The sequence below is a fragment of the Pseudomonas abieticivorans genome, assembly GCF_023509015.1.
Classification (GTDB): domain Bacteria; phylum Pseudomonadota; class Gammaproteobacteria; order Pseudomonadales; family Pseudomonadaceae; genus Aquipseudomonas; species Aquipseudomonas abieticivorans.
Map to the genome: position 1 here is coordinate 2,227,596 of NZ_CP094975.1, position 16,251 is coordinate 2,243,846.

The 16,251-nt window shown below is 61.8% G+C and carries 16 protein-coding genes and 1 tRNA gene; 10 read left to right on the forward strand and 7 right to left on the reverse strand.

Annotated elements, in window-relative coordinates:
- Positions 1 to 11 precede the first annotated feature (11 nt).
- The 5 genes from hisF to L9B60_RS09970 form a co-directional block, all read right to left on the reverse strand.
- Positions 12 to 782, reverse strand: coding sequence for an imidazole glycerol phosphate synthase subunit HisF (gene hisF / locus L9B60_RS09950; protein ID WP_249678323.1), 771 nt, complete (start codon positions 780 to 782; stop codon positions 12 to 14).
- 10 nt (positions 783 to 792) lie between these two features.
- Positions 793 to 1,530, reverse strand: a complete 738-nt coding sequence (hisA, locus tag L9B60_RS09955; protein ID WP_249678324.1) for a 1-(5-phosphoribosyl)-5-[(5-phosphoribosylamino)methylideneamino]imidazole-4-carboxamide isomerase — start codon at positions 1,528 to 1,530, stop codon at positions 793 to 795.
- Positions 1,531 to 1,587: 57 nt separating this feature from the next.
- Positions 1,588 to 2,226: an imidazole glycerol phosphate synthase subunit HisH gene (gene hisH, locus L9B60_RS09960; RefSeq protein WP_249678325.1), complete on the reverse strand. Its 639-nt coding sequence runs from the start codon at positions 2,224 to 2,226 to the stop codon at positions 1,588 to 1,590.
- Positions 2,226 to 2,819 carry an imidazoleglycerol-phosphate dehydratase HisB gene (hisB, locus tag L9B60_RS09965; protein WP_249678326.1) on the reverse strand — a complete coding sequence of 198 codons (594 nt, stop codon included), beginning with the start codon at positions 2,817 to 2,819 and terminating at the stop codon, positions 2,226 to 2,228. Before hisB ends, hisH begins: the two co-directional genes overlap by 1 nt.
- 170 nt (positions 2,820 to 2,989) lie before the next feature.
- A complete protein-coding gene (locus L9B60_RS09970) occupies positions 2,990 to 4,651 on the reverse strand; it encodes an OFA family MFS transporter (protein ID WP_249678327.1) in 1,662 nt (553 codons plus the stop codon).
- 371 nt (positions 4,652 to 5,022) lie between these two features.
- Between L9B60_RS09970 and L9B60_RS09975 the strand changes: the two genes are divergently transcribed.
- From L9B60_RS09975 to L9B60_RS09995, 5 genes are all read left to right on the forward strand, one after another.
- A complete protein-coding gene (locus L9B60_RS09975; protein WP_249678328.1) occupies positions 5,023 to 7,245 on the forward strand; it encodes an AsmA family protein in 2,223 nt (740 codons plus the stop codon).
- Positions 7,242 to 8,309 (forward strand): A/G-specific adenine glycosylase, encoded by a 1,068-nt coding sequence (gene mutY / locus L9B60_RS09980; RefSeq protein ID WP_249678329.1) that lies wholly within the window; start codon positions 7,242 to 7,244, stop codon positions 8,307 to 8,309. Before L9B60_RS09975 ends, mutY begins: the two co-directional genes overlap by 4 nt.
- Positions 8,306 to 8,578 (forward strand): oxidative damage protection protein, encoded by a 273-nt coding sequence (locus L9B60_RS09985; protein WP_249678330.1) that lies wholly within the window; start codon positions 8,306 to 8,308, stop codon positions 8,576 to 8,578. Before mutY ends, L9B60_RS09985 begins: the two co-directional genes overlap by 4 nt.
- A 90-nt stretch (positions 8,579 to 8,668) precedes the next feature.
- Positions 8,669 to 8,744 (forward strand) — tRNA-Phe (locus tag L9B60_RS09990).
- A 133-nt stretch (positions 8,745 to 8,877) separates the two neighbouring features.
- The gene (locus L9B60_RS09995; RefSeq protein ID WP_249678331.1) at positions 8,878 to 9,306 is read left to right on the forward strand and encodes a hypothetical protein; all 429 of its coding nucleotides are present in this window, start codon (positions 8,878 to 8,880) and stop codon (positions 9,304 to 9,306) included.
- Between the two features lie 91 nt (positions 9,307 to 9,397).
- On the opposite strand, the gene L9B60_RS10000 is transcribed toward L9B60_RS09995, so the two are convergent.
- Together L9B60_RS10000 and gabP are read right to left on the reverse strand one after the other, a co-directional pair.
- Complete coding sequence (locus L9B60_RS10000) at positions 9,398 to 9,871, reverse strand: WbuC family cupin fold metalloprotein (protein ID WP_249678332.1); 474 nt, start codon at positions 9,869 to 9,871, stop codon at positions 9,398 to 9,400.
- Between the two features lie 146 nt (positions 9,872 to 10,017).
- Positions 10,018 to 11,412, reverse strand: coding sequence for a GABA permease (gabP, locus tag L9B60_RS10005; protein ID WP_249678333.1), 1,395 nt, complete (start codon positions 11,410 to 11,412; stop codon positions 10,018 to 10,020).
- Positions 11,413 to 11,899: 487 nt separating this feature from the next.
- Between gabP and L9B60_RS10010 the strand changes: the two genes are divergently transcribed.
- From L9B60_RS10010 to L9B60_RS10030, 5 genes are read left to right on the forward strand one after another with little or no spacing between them, the layout of a single operon-like run.
- Positions 11,900 to 12,673, forward strand: coding sequence for an ABC transporter ATP-binding protein (locus L9B60_RS10010; RefSeq protein ID WP_249678334.1), 774 nt, complete (start codon positions 11,900 to 11,902; stop codon positions 12,671 to 12,673).
- Between the two features lie 13 nt (positions 12,674 to 12,686).
- A complete protein-coding gene (locus L9B60_RS10015) occupies positions 12,687 to 13,436 on the forward strand; it encodes an ABC transporter substrate-binding protein (RefSeq protein ID WP_249678335.1) in 750 nt (249 codons plus the stop codon).
- A gap of 59 nt (positions 13,437 to 13,495) precedes the next feature.
- Positions 13,496 to 14,191 carry an ABC transporter permease gene (locus L9B60_RS10020; protein ID WP_249679700.1) on the forward strand — a complete coding sequence of 232 codons (696 nt, stop codon included), beginning with the start codon at positions 13,496 to 13,498 and terminating at the stop codon, positions 14,189 to 14,191.
- A complete protein-coding gene (locus L9B60_RS10025; protein ID WP_249678336.1) occupies positions 14,188 to 14,877 on the forward strand; it encodes an ABC transporter permease in 690 nt (229 codons plus the stop codon). The genes L9B60_RS10020 and L9B60_RS10025 overlap by 4 nt, the downstream gene beginning before the upstream one ends.
- A gap of 1 nt (position 14,878) precedes the next feature.
- Positions 14,879 to 16,075, forward strand: coding sequence for a methyltransferase (locus L9B60_RS10030; protein WP_249678337.1), 1,197 nt, complete (start codon positions 14,879 to 14,881; stop codon positions 16,073 to 16,075).
- Positions 16,076 to 16,251 lie beyond the last annotated feature (176 nt).

Below are 16,251 nucleotides of genomic sequence, written 5' to 3' on the forward strand. Positions count from 1 at the left end.
GGGTGGCATTTTCAGCGCACGACGATACCTTGCGCGGCCATGAACGCCTTGGCTTCCGGCACGGTGTATTCGCCGAAGTGGAAAATACTGGCAGCCAGCACCGCGCTGGCATGGCCCTGGATAACGCCGTCGGCCAAATGCTGCAGGTTGCCGACGCCGCCCGAAGCAATCACCGGGATGCCCAGCGCGTCGCTGATGGCGCGTGTAACGCCCAGGTCGAAACCGTTTTTCATGCCGTCCTGGTCCATGCTGGTCAGCAGAATCTCGCCGGCCCCCAGGCCTTCCATCTTCATCGCCCACTGCACCGCGTCCAGGCCCGTAGGCTTGCGGCCGCCGTGGGTGAAGATTTCCCAGCGCGGGGTTTCGCCCGGCAAAGAGACCTTCTTGGCATCGATGGCAACAACGATGCACTGCGAACCAAAGTGCTGCGCCGCCTCGCCCACAAACTCTGGGTTGAACACCGCGGCCGTGTTGATCGAAACCTTGTCGGCACCGGCATTGAGCAGGTTGCGGATGTCTTGCACGGTACGCACGCCGCCGCCCACGGTCAGCGGGATAAACACCTGGCTGGCCATGCGCTCCACGGTGTGCAGCGTGGTATCACGGCCATCGACGCTGGCAGTGATGTCCAGGAAAGTGATTTCGTCCGCGCCCTGCTCGTCGTAGCGCCGAGCGATTTCCACCGGGTCACCGGCGTCGCGGATGTTCTCGAACTTCACGCCCTTCACTACCCGGCCGTTGTCCACGTCCAGGCAAGGGATGATGCGTTTGGCCAGCGCCATGTTCTGTTCCTCAGCCGTTGTAGGCGTCGCAGTAAGCCTGGGCTTCTGCTACGTCGAGGGTGCCTTCGTAGATGGCACGGCCGGTGATTGCACCAATGATGCCCGGAGCCTTGGCGTCCAGCAGGGCCTTGATATCACCCAGGTTGTGGATGCCGCCGGAAGCGATGACCGGGATCTTGGTGGCAGCAGCCAGCGCAGCGGTGAACGGTACGTTGCAGCCCTGCATCATGCCGTCTTTGGCGATGTCGGTGTAGACGATGGCGCTGACGCCGTCGGCTTCGAACTGCTTGGCCAGGTCAATGACTTGCACGGTGCTGATTTCTGCCCAGCCGTCGGTGGCGACGAAACCATCCTTGGCGTCCAGGCCGACAATCACTTTGCCTGGGAACGCACGGCAGGCTTGGGCGACGAAGGCCGGGTCTTTCACCGCCTTGGTGCCGATGATCACGTAGCTCACGCCCGCCTTGACGTAGTGTTCGATGGTTTCCAGCGAACGAATGCCGCCACCGATCTGGATCGGCAGGTGCGGGTAGCGCTTGGCGATCGCGGTAACCACTTCACCGTTGACCGGCTGGCCTTCGAAGGCGCCGTTCAGGTCTACCAGGTGCAGGCGGCGGCAACCGCCCTCTACCCACTTGGCAGCCATGCTCACCGGGTCATCGGAGAACACCGTGGAGTCCTCCATGCGGCCCTGGCGCAGGCGTACGCAGGCACCGTCTTTAAGATCGATTGCGGGGATAATCAGCATCGGTTTTTTCCTTTAAAAAGGGCTTCGCGCCTCACGCCCGAAGCCCCCTTTCAATTTTTACCAGCGGCCATCCCACTGGGCGAAGTTCTGCAGCAACTGCAGGCCATGGGTGTGGCTCTTCTCGGGGTGGAACTGCACGGCGAAACGCGAACCTTCGGCCAGCACCGCGCCAAAATCGACGCCATAGTGCCCGCGCCCGACCACCTGCGCAGCCTTGGCCGCGGCGATGTAGTAGCTGTGCACGAAGTAGAAACGCGCCTGGTCGGGAATGTCGTGCCACAGCGGGTGGTTGACCACCTGGTGCACTTCGTTCCAGCCCATGTGCGGCACCTTGAGGTGCTCGCCGTCTTCATGCAGGTCCTTGCCAAAGAAATTCACGTTGCCTGGGAACAGGCCGATGCAGTCGACGCCGTTGTTCTCTTCGCTGTGGTCCATCAATGCCTGCATGCCCACGCAAATGCCCAGGAACGGACGGTCTTGGCTGACTTCGCGCACCAGGGCGTCGAAGCCCAGGCGCTTGATCTCGGCCATGCAGTCGCGAATCGCGCCCACGCCAGGGAACACCACGCGGTCGGCTTCACGGATGACCGCGGCGTCGCTGGTGATCAGCACTTTGCCGGCACCCACGTGCTCGAGGGCCTTGGCCACCGAGTGCAGGTTACCCATGCCGTAGTCGATAACCGCTACCGTCTGCATCAGAGGCAACCCTTGGTGGAAGGCATTTGCCCGGCCATGCGCTCATCCAGCGTCACGGCCATGCGCAGCGCGCGGCCGAAAGCCTTGAACACGGTCTCGATCTGGTGATGGGTGTTGTGCCCACGCAGGTTGTCGATGTGCAGGGTGACGTTGGCGTGGTTGACGAAGCCCTGGAAGAACTCCTGGAACAGGTCCACATCAAAGCCGCCGACACTGGCGCGGGTATACGGCACGTGCATCTGCAGGCCTGGGCGGCCAGAGAAGTCGATGACCACGCGAGACAGCGCTTCATCGAGCGGCACATAGGCATGGCCGTAGCGGAAGATGCCTTTCTTGTCGCCGATTGCTTGCGAGAAGGCCTGGCCGAGGGTGATACCGACATCTTCCACGGTGTGGTGATCGTCGATATGCAGGTCGCCCTTGCACTCGATATCCAGGTCGATCAGCCCGTGCCGGGCGATCTGGTCAAGCATGTGCTCAAGGAAGGGAACACCGATATCAAATCGGGCCTTTCCGGTGCCATCCAGGTTGATCGAGGCTTTGACCTGGGTTTCCAGGGTGTTGCGCTCGACGGACGCCTTACGTTCGGCCATCACCAGCTCCGCAAAATCATTGGGCGAAAAAGGCAGACATTATAGGCACGCGGGCGGCAAACGGGAACAAAAAGGCTGATATGAACTGACCAGTGAGGGCGTTGCAGCCCTCACCCCAACTCTCTCCCACCGGGAGAGGGCCGAGGTGAGGGCAAGCGCCGTGACCAATATCAGTGAAACAGCACCGCAGTTTTTTGCAGCGTGATCCAAACGCCCCACGCCAACGGAATACCCACCGCCAGCCAGGCAAGCATCGCCAGCGGCTTGCTGCCCGCGTCGGCCTTCCACTCCAGCACGGTGCTGGCGTCAGCACCCTTGTCGTGGCCCAGCGCCTGTTCGGCCGCCAGTTGCGCATCGGTCATGAAGTACTTGTCGGCCACCGGGCGCACCAGCGCGTTGCAGAAGAACCCCACCACCAACAGGCCCGCCAAGATGTACAGCGTGATGTCATAGGCAGCGGCACGTTCGACGCCGATGCTCAACTGATACTCACGCAGGTAGTTCACCAGCACCGGGCCCAGCACCCCAGCAGCAGCCCAGGCGGTCAGCAGGCGGCCGTGAATGGCACCGACCATTTGCGTGCCGAACAGGTCGGCCAGGTAGGCCGGCACCGTGGCGAAACCACCGCCGTACATCGACAGCACTACGCAGAACGCCGCCACGAACAAGGCGATATTGCCCAGGTGGCCGAGGTTCGGCACCAGGCCGTACAGGGCAAAGCCCAGGGCAAAGAACACGAAGTACGTGTTTTTGCGGCCGATGTAGTCCGAGAAGGTGGCCCAGAAGAAGCGCCCACCAATGTTGAACAGGCTCAGCAAACCGGTGAAGCCCGCGGCGATCGCGGCAATCTGGCCCAGTTGCGCGGCATTGAGCTGGCCAAAGGTCAGGTCATTGCCCAGCAACTTGCCGGCGAACACTTCCTGCAGCAGCGGCGATGCCATGCCCAGGATGCCGATGCCGGCCGATACGTTCAGGCACAGCACCAGCCACACCAAGGCAAACTGCGGGGTTTTCCAGGCCACGCTGACGTGCACGTGGCGGTGGGTGATCATCGCGTTGCTGGCTTTTTTCGCAGGTGCGGTCCAGCCCTCGGGCTTCCAGCCGGTAGGCGGCACGCGGTAGGCCAGCGCACCACCGATCATGAACACGAAGTAGATCGCGGCCATGGCCACGAAGCTCTGCCACACGCCCACGCCTTCAGGCGAGGCAAAGTGGCTCATCAGCGCTGCAGCCAGCGGTGCACCCACCATCGCGCCACCACCAAAACCCATGATCGCCATGCCGGTAGCCATGCCGCGCTTGTCCGGAAACCACTTGATCAGGGTCGACACGGGCGAGATATAACCCAGCCCCAGGCCGATGCCGCCGATCACGCCGGAGCCCAGCCACATCAACGCGATCTGGTGCGTGTACACACCCAGCGCCGAAATCAGCAGGCCGCCGCACCAGCACAAAGCCGATACCACGCCAGCCTTGCGCGGGCCCGCGCGTTCCAGCCAGCCACCCCAGATGGCCGCCGAGCAACCCAGGAAGATGAAGAACAGCGTGTAGATCCAGCCAAGCATGGAGATTGGCCAGTCACAGGACGACGAAAACACTTGCTCGAAAAAGCCCATGTCCGGCGCGCAAGCGGCCACTTGGGTAATACCGACGGCCTTGGACAACGGCAGCCAGAACACCGAGAAGCCATACGCCATGCCGATGCACAGGTGAATGGCCAGTGCCGCCGGCGGTACCAGCCAGCGGTTGAAGCCGGCCTTGGCGATGATTCGCTCTTTGGACAGGAACGACGGCTGATCCGCCACCCCGTGCGCAGTAATGCTCGTACTCATTATTGTTTCCCCCTTGATCAATGACTCGCCACTCGAGCCCGTGCCCACAACCTTCACGCACGCAGGCAATCGATTGTTTTATCGGCAGCGACTCGTTTTTCGCGACAAAAAGCCGCAGCAGGTGTGACGAAGCGCGAAAGGTTACCATTTGCTCATTACAGTAGTTGCAATCTGATATCGTCTTTTTCACGTTTTGTGCACTGCTTGCGCCCCATAAGGAACCTTGAAGCCGACCGTTGTCGAAAATGGCTCGCCAACGAGGGTAGAAATATCCCGATACACCGGGGTCGCGACGCACTTCGAACCGCCTGCTACTGCGCAGCGCTATACTTGCGGGCTAAATTTTGAAATCGGACTACAAGGACTCGCCTATGAAAGCGTTCGGCAAAATCCTGGGGCTTTGTGTTCTCGGGCTGTTGCTGATCATTGTGGCCGCGGGCTTCGCCCTGACCCACCTCTTCGATCCCAACGATTACAAAGACGAGATTCGCAAATTGGCGCGCGACAAGGCGCATGTCGAATTGACCCTCAATGGCGACATCGGCTGGAGCCTGTTCCCCTGGCTGGGCCTGGAACTGCACGACGCCAGCATCGCGACCCTGAACAACCCGAAAACACCGTTTGCCGACCTGCAGATGCTTGGCCTATCCGTACGCGTGCTGCCGCTGCTGCGCCGCGAAGTGCAAATGAGCGACGTGCGCGTGGAAGGCCTGAACCTGACCCTGGTGCGCGACGAGAACGGCCACGGCAATTGGCAGGACATCGGCCAACCGCTGCCGTCGACCACCCCGGCCACCGACCCGAACGCTGCGACGCCCGCCCCCGTGAGCAAACCGGACGCTAACGATCGCCCAGTGAAACTGGACATCGACAGCCTGACCGTGAACAACGCCAAGGTGCAGTTCACCGACGTCAAGACCGGGCGCGAGCTGACCGCCGACAGTATCCAATTGAGTGCCGGCGCCATCCACGACGGCATCGACATCCCGGTCAAGGTCACCGCCTTCCTGGGCACCAACCAGCCTGCGATGCGCGCGCGCACCGAATTGAGCGGCGAGTTGCGCATGGACCGTGCCCTCAAGCGCTACCAGTTCGAAGACATGCGCCTGTCGGGTGAAGCTTCCGGCGACCCGCTGCAAGGCAAGACCGTCACTTATTCCGCCCAGGGCCAACTGATGGCCGACCTGGCCGCCAACGTCGCCGGCTGGAGCGGGTTGAAGCTGTCGATCAACCAACTGCGCGCCCTGGGCGAACTGAATGCCCGCGACCTGAGCACCGAGCCCAAGGTCAACGGCACGCTGTCGATTGCCCAAATGAACCTGCGCACGTTCATGGACAGCATCAACCAGCCGTTGCCGGCCATGGCCGATGGCAGCTTGAGCCAGTTCGAAATGGTCTCGCACCTGGACGCCACGCAAAACAGCCTGGTACTCGACGGCCTGGCGCTGAAGTTGGACGGCAGCAGCATCGCCGGCCGCCTGGCCGTCGAAGACTTCGCCAAACAGGCCCTGCGCGTGCAGCTCAAGGCCGACAAGTTCGACGCCGACCGCTATCAGCCACCAAAAAGCGCGGACGCCGCCAGCGCCGGCGCTGCTCGCCAGGCCGAAGTGAAAACCAGCGAAGACACCGCCGTTGCCGCCGGTGCCGGCAACAGCCCGCTGCCTGACAAGCCGACCCAGGGCGCCTGGAGCAACGACCGCCTGCTGCCGATCGAGCGCCTGCGCCAGATCGACCTGCAAGCCGACCTGAGCTTCGGCCAACTGATCCTGAACAAATGGCCGATCGACAACGCCGCCCTCAAGGCCCAGGGCCAGGGCGGCCTGCTGACCTTGCAAGAGCTGTCCGGCGGCATGTACAACGGCACGTTCGCCAGCCAAGGCACCCTGGACGTACGCCCGGACCTGCCGGTGCTGAAACTGCAGACCAAGGTCAACCGCGTGCCGGTGGAGCACTTCGTCAAAGGTCGCGGCGACAACCCGCCACCGGTTCGTGGCCTGCTGACCCTGGACAGCAACCTCAGCGGCGCCGGCAACAGCCAGAAAGCACTGATCGACAGCCTGAACGGCACGGCCAATTTCGTCCTCAACGACGGCGTGTTGGTTAACGCCAACCTGGAACAACAACTGTGCACCGGCATCGCCACCCTCAACCGCAAGTCGCTCAGCGGCGAACCGCGCGGCAAGGACACGCCCTTCAAGGAACTCAAGGGCAGCGTGGTCATCCGTAACGGCGTGGCCAGCAACCAGGACCTCAAAGTCAGCATCCCGGGCCTGACGGTGAACGGCAACGGTGATATCGACCTGCGCGTGCTGGGTATGGACTACAACGTGGGCGTGGTGATCGAAGGCGACACCAGCGCCATGCCCGACCCGGCTTGCCAGGTGGGCGACCGCTTCGTTGGCATAGAATGGCCGCTGCGCTGCCGTGGCCCGCTGGAACTGGGCGCCAAGGCTTGCCGCCTGGACAAGGACGGTCTGGGCAAGATCGCCGGCAAAATGGCTGGCGACAAAATCAACCAGAAACTTGAAGAAAAATTCGGCGACAAGGTCAGCCCCCAGCTGAAAGACGCGCTGAAAGGTCTGTTCAAACGATGAACCCAGAGCAATTTTCCACCGCCGTACTGGAATGGTTCGACCGCAACGGAAGGCATGACCTGCCCTGGCAACAGGGCATCAACCCCTATCGGGTATGGGTCTCGGAGATCATGCTGCAGCAGACGCAGGTGAGCACCGTGCTCAACTACTTCGACCGCTTCATGGCCGCGCTGCCCACGGTCCAGGCATTGGCCCAAGCCCCCGAAGACGAAGTGCTGCACCTGTGGACGGGCCTGGGTTACTACACCCGCGCCCGCAACCTGCAGAAGACGGCGAAGATCGTCGTCGCCGAATATGGCGGCCAGTTCCCGCATGACGTCGAGAAACTGGTCGAGCTGCCGGGCATTGGCTTGTCCACGGCCGGCGCCATCGCCAGTATCAGCATGGGCCTGCGCGCGCCGATCCTGGACGGCAACGTCAAGCGCGTGCTGGCCCGCTACACCGCGCAAGAGGGCTACCCCGGCGAGCCGAAGGTGGCCAAGCAACTGTGGGCCAACGCCGAGCTATATACCCCGCACGCCCGAGTGAACAACTACACCCAGGCGATGATGGACCTGGGCGCCACGCTGTGCACCCGCAGCAAGCCCAGCTGCCTGTTGTGCCCACTGGAAAAGGGCTGCCAGGCGCACCTGCTGGGCCTGGAGATCCGCTACCCGATCCCCAAGCCGCGCAAGAGTGTGCCGCTCAGGCACACGCTGATGCCCATGCTGGCCAACCGCGAAGGTGCCATTTTACTTTACCGGCGGCCGTCCAGCGGCCTGTGGGGCGGTTTGTGGAGCCTGCCGGAGCTGGACGACCTGAGCGACCTGGAACACCTGGCCGCGCAGCACTCGCTCGAAATAAGTGCGCCACAGCCGATGGACGGCCTGGTCCACACCTTCAGCCACTTCCAGTTGGCCATCGAGCCTTGGCTGGTGCCCGTGCAGGAGTCGGCCCACCACGTGGCCGAGGCCGACTGGCTCTGGTATAACCTCGCCACCCCGCCGCGCCTGGGCCTTGCCGCCCCGGTGAAAAAGCTGCTCAAACGCGCGGCCGATGCCTTGAACGCAGGAGAGTTGCAATGACCCGCACCATAATGTGCCGCAAGTACAAAGAACAATTGCCCGCCCTGGACCGCGCCCCGTTCCCAGGCGCCAAGGGCCAGGACATCTTTGATCACGTTTCGCAGAAGGCCTGGGCCGACTGGCAAAAGCACCAGACCCTGCTGATCAACGAAAAACGCCTGAACATGATGAACGCCGAAGATCGCAAATACCTGCAGGGCGAGATGGACAAGTTCTTCTCGGGCGAAGACTACGCCAAGGCCGATGGTTACGTGCCGCCCGCAGAATAAGGCTTCAGCGCGTAAGCGCCGGTATTGATTAAAATTTTTTTGAAAACGTGCTTGACGCATGCTCGAAAAAGCCTTTTAATGCGCCCCGTTGCCCAGATAGCTCAGTCGGTAGAGCAGGGGATTGAAAATCCCCGTGTCGGCGGTTCGATTCCGTCTCTGGGCACCACTAATACCGAGAAACCCCTGAATTGAAAGATTCAGGGGTTTTTTATTGGGTGCGATAAACTGCCACCCTCACCCGACTGGCTGTTATCGTTCACCCCTGAACATTTGACTGCCCAACCGCTAGGGGATCGCCATTGAGCACGCAAGAGAAAATGACTGGGGACCTGTTCGAAGTCGACAAGCGCCTGTCACTCAAACCCGTGGTGGATTTCAACAACTACCTGCGCGAAGCCTTTGGCACCGGCAAATGCACCTGCGTGCGCTGCACAACCAGCGCTTGGGATGAGACCGGCTATGAGTTCCAGCACACCTTCGACATCGGTGGCCAGGCGCTCAACCGTCGCTTCGCGCTGACGGCTGGCAGTGACGTACTGCTGGCACTGAAAAAAGCCTGGCTGTCGTACACCAAGGCCGAACTGAGCAATGGTGCGATCCTGGACCTGGACGCCATCAAGGGCTTCGTCGAGCCAGGCCTGCACAACCGCCTGGTGCCGCTGGTGCTCGCCAGCGGGCTGGCGAAAGACATCGACGGCAAGCTACACGTGCAACCACAAGCCGCCTAAAGCAGGTGTAACCCGCGAAAACCCACCACGCTGCCCTGAGGCACTGCGGCGCGCGTTTCGCGGGCAACCCGAACCGCCGCGCCTACTCGCTTTATGCAGGCACGTTCTCGCCCAGCCGAACGGTGCCATACCAATCCAGCATCCCACCCACGCCCTGATCACCTTCAGCCGGCGACCCCGGGAAATAATCCTGCTCGGCAATGGGCGTATACGGCCCGTGCTTGACCTCGAAGATCACCCCACCCGCATCCAGCGACAACACCGCATGCCACACCCCCGCCGGGATCTCGACCATGGCGCACTCCTCGCCCAGCACCACCCGCTCGGTGACCACGCCCGCCTCGTCGAAATTGAGCACCACAAAGCGCCCCGCCAGCGAATGCAGCAACTCCCAGGTATGCGGGTGGCGGTGCATGCGCACGTAAGTACCCGGCTCCATGGCAATCGCCAGGCGCTGGATCGGGTCTGGCAGCTGTTCATGCAGGTTCAGGTTGGCACGCAATCGTGGCGACTGCTGCGCCTTGGCAGCCAAGGCGCTGATGGCGGCAGGGGTGATTTTTTTCATGAGGCGGGCCCGGCAAAAAAAGATGAGCAGGGAGTATGGCAAAGGGTTGTTGAAAATTTGCTGAACGCTTTGGCGCACAACAAAAAGGCCGCGATCATCACTGACCGCGGCCTTTCTCACTTCAAAGCCCTTCAGGGCTCATGCAATCAATTGCTCAGCGCAACTCGGCCGTTGTTCTCGGCTTTGCGGCGACGCGCCACCAGCAGGCCTGTAGCCACCACGGCAGCGGTCAGCAGGCCGGTCGCAACGATCTCGATGCGGTGGTCCGGGCGGATGGCCATGATGGTCAGCACGCCGACGATGAACACGATCACCGCCCAGGTCAGGCCTGGGAACAGCCACATCTTGAACTCGATCTTCTCACCCTTGGCAACGCGCTGCTTGCGCATGCGCAGTTGCGAGAAGGCGATCACCAGGTACACCAGCAACGCGATGGCGCCGGAGCTGGCCAGCAGGAAGTCGAACACGGCAGCGGGTGCCACGTAGTTGGCGAACACGGCCAGGAAGGCTGCAGCGGTGGACAACAGCACGGCCCAGTACGGGGTGCCGCTTTTGTCGGTGCGGCGCGCCATGGCCGGGGCATCGCCACGCCTGCTCAGGGAGAACAGCATGCGCGAGGAGGTGTACAGCGCCGAGTTCAGGCAACTGGTCACGGCAACCAGTACCACCACGTCAACGATCATCTTGGCGTTGGGGATGCCCATCAGGTTGAGCACGGTCTGGTACGAACCGATCTCGGCCAGGCGTGGGTCGTTCCAAGGCACCAGGGCGACGATCATGAAGATCGACACGAGGTAGAACAGGAAGATCCGCCAGATCACCGAGTTGGTGGCCTTGGTGATTTGCTTGGCCGGGTTGCTCGACTCGGCGGCAGCGATGGTGACGATCTCGGTGCCCATGAAAGAGAACATGGTGGTCAGCATGGCCGCGACCACGGCGCCAATACCGTTGGGCATGAACCCGATGGTGTCGACCAGGTGGCTGACGCCACTGACTTCGCTACCCGGCAGCAGGCCGAAGATAGCGGCGGCGCCCAGGGCGATGAAGGCCACGATCGCAACCACCTTGATCAGGGCGAACCAGAACTCGAACTCGCCGTAGTTCTTCACGCTGAACAGGTTGGTAACGGTCAACAGCGCCGTGATCAGCAAGGTGAACACCCACACCGCGATGCCAGGGAACCAGGCGTGCAAAATAGTGGCGGCGGCATTGGCCTCCAGCGGGATCACCAATACCCAGAACCACCAGTACAGCCAGCCGATGGTGAAGCCGGCCCAGTGGCCAATGGCTTTGTCGGCGTAGGTGGAAAAGGAACCGGTGTCTGGCGAAGCAACCGCCATTTCACCCAACATGCGCATCACCAGCACCACCAGGGTACCGGCGGCGGCGTAGGCCAGCATCACGGCAGGGCCGGCAGCGGCGATCGCGTGGCCGGAACCTACGAACAAACCGGCGCCAATAACACCGGCAATCGACAGCATGGTTACGTGGCGCTGTTTGAGGCCTGAACCGAGGTCGTTAGAACTGTGCGTACCGCTCATAAAACTACCTTTGTAAGAATAGCGTTCTGTTCCAGCTACTGGTTGCGCATCCACCCTGTTGGGAGAATGCTACATTCCGTTCGGATTTTTTTACGCAATAACTGCGCCAACGTGAGTCGCTTTTCGTCGACCACCTCTGGCACGGGGCTTAGAGCCCGAACAGCAAGGCCTTGAATCGAATCGCTTTTTGCTAGCGATGTAACAAGGGATTACCGCGCTACACGATAACAGGGCGAAATGTCGCACCAAAAGCTCCCTTCGGTAACACCTTCGCACACTTTAAGTGCAACCGTCAGGTGCAACCGGCCTCGACATAAGTCGTAAAATCGTGCAACCAAAGTAGGGTATTGAACGAACCGCGCATCGGTCGGTTTAATGAAAAGTCGCTTCCCTGGCCCCGCCAAAACTGGCACCATCGCGCCTTTTTTCAGCCGCTCCCACTTGCCTGCACGGCGGGAGCGCACCCGTATAGATGAGGAACACGCACATGGCCCAGGCCACGCCCGCGCTGGAAATCCGCGACCTGCACAAACGCTATGGCCAGCTTGAAGTGCTCAAGGGCATTTCGTTGACCGCACGCGATGGTGATGTGATCTCCATCCTCGGCTCGTCCGGGTCTGGCAAATCGACCCTGCTGCGCTGCATCAACCTGCTGGAAAACCCGCACCAGGGCGAGATCCTGGTGGCCGGCGAGGCGCTCAAGCTCAAAGCCACGCGCAAGGGCGAGCTGATTGCCGCCGACAGCCGGCAAATCAACCGCATGCGCAGCGAAATCGGCTTTGTGTTCCAGAACTTCAACCTCTGGCCACACATGACCGTGCTCGACAACATCATCGAGGCGCCACGCCGCGTGCTGGGCCAAAGCAAGGCCGAGGCCATCGAGGTGGCCGAGGCGCTGCTGGCCAAGGTCGGCATCGCCGACAAGCGCCACGTGTACCCCAACCAGCTCTCGGGCGGCCAACAACAACGCGCCGCCATCGCGCGAACCCTGGCAATGCAGCCTAAAGTCATCCTGTTCGACGAGCCCACCTCGGCGCTGGACCCAGAAATGGTCCAGGAAGTGCTCAGCGTGATCCGCGCACTGGCCGAAGAAGGCCGTACGATGCTGCTGGTCACCCACGAAATGAATTTCGCCCGCCAGGTGTCCAGCGAAGTGATCTTTTTGCACGAAGGCTTGATCGAAGAACAAGGCACGCCCGAGCAAGTGTTCGAAAACCCGCAGTCGGCGCGCTGCAAACAATTCATGTCCAGCAATCGCTAACGGAGCAGCACGCATGCAAACTTACAAGAAGTTGATCCTGGCCGCTGCGGCCAGCCTGGTGTTGAGCGCCAACGCGATGGCCGAGACACTTAAAATGGGCATCGAAGCGGCCTACCCGCCGTTCAACAATAAAGACGCCAGCGGCCAGGTGGTGGGCTTTGACGCCGACATCGGCAAGGCCCTGTGCGCCAAGATGAAGGTGGAATGCGAAATCGTCACCTCCGACTGGGACGGCATCATCCCGGCCCTGAACGCCAACAAGTTCGACTTCCTGATCTCGTCCATGTCGATCACTGACGAACGCAAGCAGGCCGTCGACTTCACCGACCCCTACTACTCCAACAAGCTGCAGTTCATCGCGCCGAAAAACGTCGACTTCAAAACCGACAAGGAATCGCTCAAGGGCAAGATCATCGGTGCCCAGCGCGCCACCCTGTCCGGCACCTGGCTGGAAGACAACCTGGGCGACGAAGTAACCACCAAGCTCTACGACACCCAGGACAACGCCTACCTTGACCTGAAGTCCGGCCGCCTGGACGGCATCCTGGCCGACAAGTATGCCAACTACGAGTGGCTGAAATCCAAGGACGGCGCCGACTACGAATTCAAAGGCGCACCGGTGGAAGAAAGCGACAAGATCGGTATCGCCGTACGCAAAGGCGACCCACTGCGCGAGCGCCTTAACGCTGCCCTGAAAGAAATCTTCGCTGACGGCACCTACAAAAAGATCAACGACAAGTATTTCCCTTTCAGCATCCAATGATCCGCCTGACAAACCGGCCCTGCACCGCAGGGCCGCGCTGTCCTTGAAAAAGCCTGCCCCTGATGATTGATCTCTACGGATTTGGCCCGGCCATGGCCACTGGCGCCGTGATGACGGTGAAACTCGCCCTCAGCGCCCTGTGCCTGGGGCTGGTGCTCGGCCTGCTCGGCGCCCTGGCCAAGACCTCGCCCTACAAAGCCCTGCAATATCTGGGTGGCACCTACTCCACCCTGGTGCGCGGCGTGCCCGAACTGCTGTGGGTGTTGCTGATGTACTACGGCACCACCACGCTGATGCACCAACTGGGCAACCTGATAGGCGTGCCGGACCTGGCCCTCAGCCCCTTTGCCGCCGGCGTTACCGCGCTCGGCATGTGCTTTGGTGCCTACGCCACCGAAGTGTTCCGTGGCGCCATCATCGCCATCCCCAAAGGCCACCGCGAAGCCGGCATGGCCCTGGGCATGTCCACGCCACGCATCTTCATACGCCTGATACTGCCGCAAATGTGGCGCCTGGCCCTGCCCGGCCTTGGCAACCTGTTTCTGATCTTGATGAAGGACACCGCCCTGGTATCCGTGGTCAGCCTGGAAGAAATCATGCGCCAGACCCAAAGCGCCGTGCTCGCCCACCAGCACCCGTTCACCTTCTACCTGGTGGCGGCCTTGATGTACCTGGGCCTGACCATCGTTGCCATGGTAGCCATGCACTTCATGGAACAACGCGCCGCCCGCGGCTTCACGAGGGCTGACGCATGAATTGGGAAGCCATCTACAAAGCCCTGCCAAAACTGCTGCACGGCGCCGAACTGACCCTGGAGCTGGTGGCCATTGCCGTGGTCGCCGGCTTGATCCTGGCCATCCCGCTGGGCATCGCCCGCACCTCCAAGAAGTGGTACGTGAACGGCCTGCCGTACGCCTACATCTTCTTCTTTCGCGGCACCCCGCTGCTGGTGCAACTGTTTCTGGTGTACTACGGCCTGTCGCAGTTCGACGCCGTGCGCACCAGCTTCCTGTGGCCCTACCTGCGCGACCCGTTCTGGTGCGCCGTGCTCACCATGACCCTGCACACCGCCGCCTACATCGCTGAAATTTTGCGCGGCGCCCTGCAAGCCATCCCGCGCGGCGAAATCGAAGCAGCCCGCGCCCTGGGCATGTCCCGCACCAAGGCCATGATCCACATCCTGCTGCCCCGCGCCGCACGCATCGGCCTACCGGCCTACAGCAACGAAGTGATCCTGATGCTCAAGGCCAGCTCCCTGGCCAGCACCGTGACCCTGCTGGAACTCACCGGCATGGCCCGCACCATCATCGCCCGCAACTACCTCACGGTAGACATCTTCTTCGCCGCCGGGGTGTTCTACCTGGTGATGTCGTTCGTGCTGGTGCAAGGCTTCAAGCTGCTGGAAAAATGGCTGCGCGTCGACGCCTGCCAGGGCCGCTGAGTTGCTACACGGCCCGCAACTGATCGAGCGCTTTTTAGCGCTCGATTCGTTTCTGCGCCAGCATCAGGGGCTATGGCGGCCACGGCCGTTCAACCATCTGACATTGGCCTGGGAAAGCACGCACCCGCAATTGGCTGCATGGCTACGCGGTCGCACATTGGCTGATGCCGAGGCGGGGGACTTCAGCGGTGCGCCTTCGGTATATTGCGAGCTGGCTTCCCACGCCCTGCGGCTGAGCGAGCTGGGCGCCTTGCCGGTGACTGCCCTGTCCGCCCCGCCATCGCGCCTGAACGTCGATGTACCGGGCCGCAAATGGCAACAGATAGAAGCCTTTGGCAGCGCCTTGTCGTTCACCCGGCCGGTAGAGCACTGGCTGGATTGGTGCGCCGGCAAAGGCCACCTGGGCCGGCGCCTGCTACAACCCAACCAGACCCTGACCTGCCTGGAATACGACCCCACCCTGGTCGACGCCGGCCAGCAACTCAGCCTGCACCACCGCCTGCACAACGCCAACCACCGCCTGCAAGACGTGATGGCCCAAGCCGCCGCCCTGGCCCTGCAACCCCACCACACCCCCGTGGCCCTGCACGCCTGCGGCGACCTGCACGTACGCCTGCTGCAACTGGCCAGCCACACCGGCTGCCAACAACTGGCCATCGCCCCGTGCTGCTACAACCGCATCGCCGGCCACCAGTACGCGGCGCTTTCCAGCACCGCACAAGCTTCCAGCCTTCTACTAAGCCGCGACGACCTGGGCCTGCCCCTCAGCGAAACCGTCACCGCCGGCGCCCGCGTACGCCGCCAACGCGACCACTCCATGGCCCGCCGCCTGGCCTTCGACCTGCTGCAACGGCAACTGCGCGGCATGGACGACTACCTGCCCACCCCCTCACTGCCCAGCGCCTGGCTAGAAAAGCCCTTCGCCGGCTACTGCCACGACCTGGCAGCCCTAAAGGGCTTAACCGTGGGCGCACAGGACTGGGCAGCCCTTGAAGCCCGCGGCTGGGAACGCTTGGCACAAGTACGCAACCTGGAAAGCCTGCGCAACCTATTCCGCCGGCCCCTGGAGCTGTGGCTGGTGCTGGACAGAGCGCTGTATCTACAGGAGCGACAATACAACGTGCACCTGGGCCTGTTCTGCCCAAGCCAGCTCACGCCACGCAACCTGATGATCGTTGCGCAGCGCGCTATTGAGTGACCAAAGATAACGCCAGCCTGTGGATAACTCTGTGGATGACGGTTTGCGCAGCGCCCGTTTTATCAGGAGTAAATCGCATCCACAGGCCTGGTCATTTTTTGTTCATCTTTTAATTGGACGAAAAAACAGTAGCTTGCGAACCACTGCTCAAAAATGAAACTTCAGCCGCACGGTCA

Bases quoted from the DNA above. Each gene is read 5' to 3' on its own strand.
- hisF (WP_249678323.1), bottom strand. From the start codon at position 782: ATGGCGCTGGCCAAACGCATCATCCCTTGCCTGGACGTGGACAACGGC.
- hisA (WP_249678324.1), bottom strand. From the start codon at position 1,530: ATGCTGATTATCCCCGCAATCGATCTTAAAGACGGTGCCTGCGTACGC.
- hisH (WP_249678325.1), bottom strand. From the start codon at position 2,226: ATGCAGACGGTAGCGGTTATCGACTACGGCATGGGTAACCTGCACTCG.
- hisB (WP_249678326.1), bottom strand. From the start codon at position 2,819: ATGGCCGAACGTAAGGCGTCCGTCGAGCGCAACACCCTGGAAACCCAG.
- L9B60_RS09970 (WP_249678327.1), bottom strand. From the start codon at position 4,651: ATGAGTACGAGCATTACTGCGCACGGGGTGGCGGATCAGCCGTCGTTC.
- L9B60_RS09975 (WP_249678328.1), top strand. From the start codon at position 5,023: ATGAAAGCGTTCGGCAAAATCCTGGGGCTTTGTGTTCTCGGGCTGTTG.
- mutY (WP_249678329.1), top strand. From the start codon at position 7,242: ATGAACCCAGAGCAATTTTCCACCGCCGTACTGGAATGGTTCGACCGC.
- L9B60_RS09985 (WP_249678330.1), top strand. From the start codon at position 8,306: ATGACCCGCACCATAATGTGCCGCAAGTACAAAGAACAATTGCCCGCC.
- L9B60_RS10000 (WP_249678332.1), bottom strand. From the start codon at position 9,871: ATGAAAAAAATCACCCCTGCCGCCATCAGCGCCTTGGCTGCCAAGGCG.
- gabP (WP_249678333.1), bottom strand. From the start codon at position 11,412: ATGAGCGGTACGCACAGTTCTAACGACCTCGGTTCAGGCCTCAAACAG.
- L9B60_RS10010 (WP_249678334.1), top strand. From the start codon at position 11,900: ATGGCCCAGGCCACGCCCGCGCTGGAAATCCGCGACCTGCACAAACGC.
- L9B60_RS10015 (WP_249678335.1), top strand. From the start codon at position 12,687: ATGCAAACTTACAAGAAGTTGATCCTGGCCGCTGCGGCCAGCCTGGTG.
- L9B60_RS10025 (WP_249678336.1), top strand. From the start codon at position 14,188: ATGAATTGGGAAGCCATCTACAAAGCCCTGCCAAAACTGCTGCACGGC.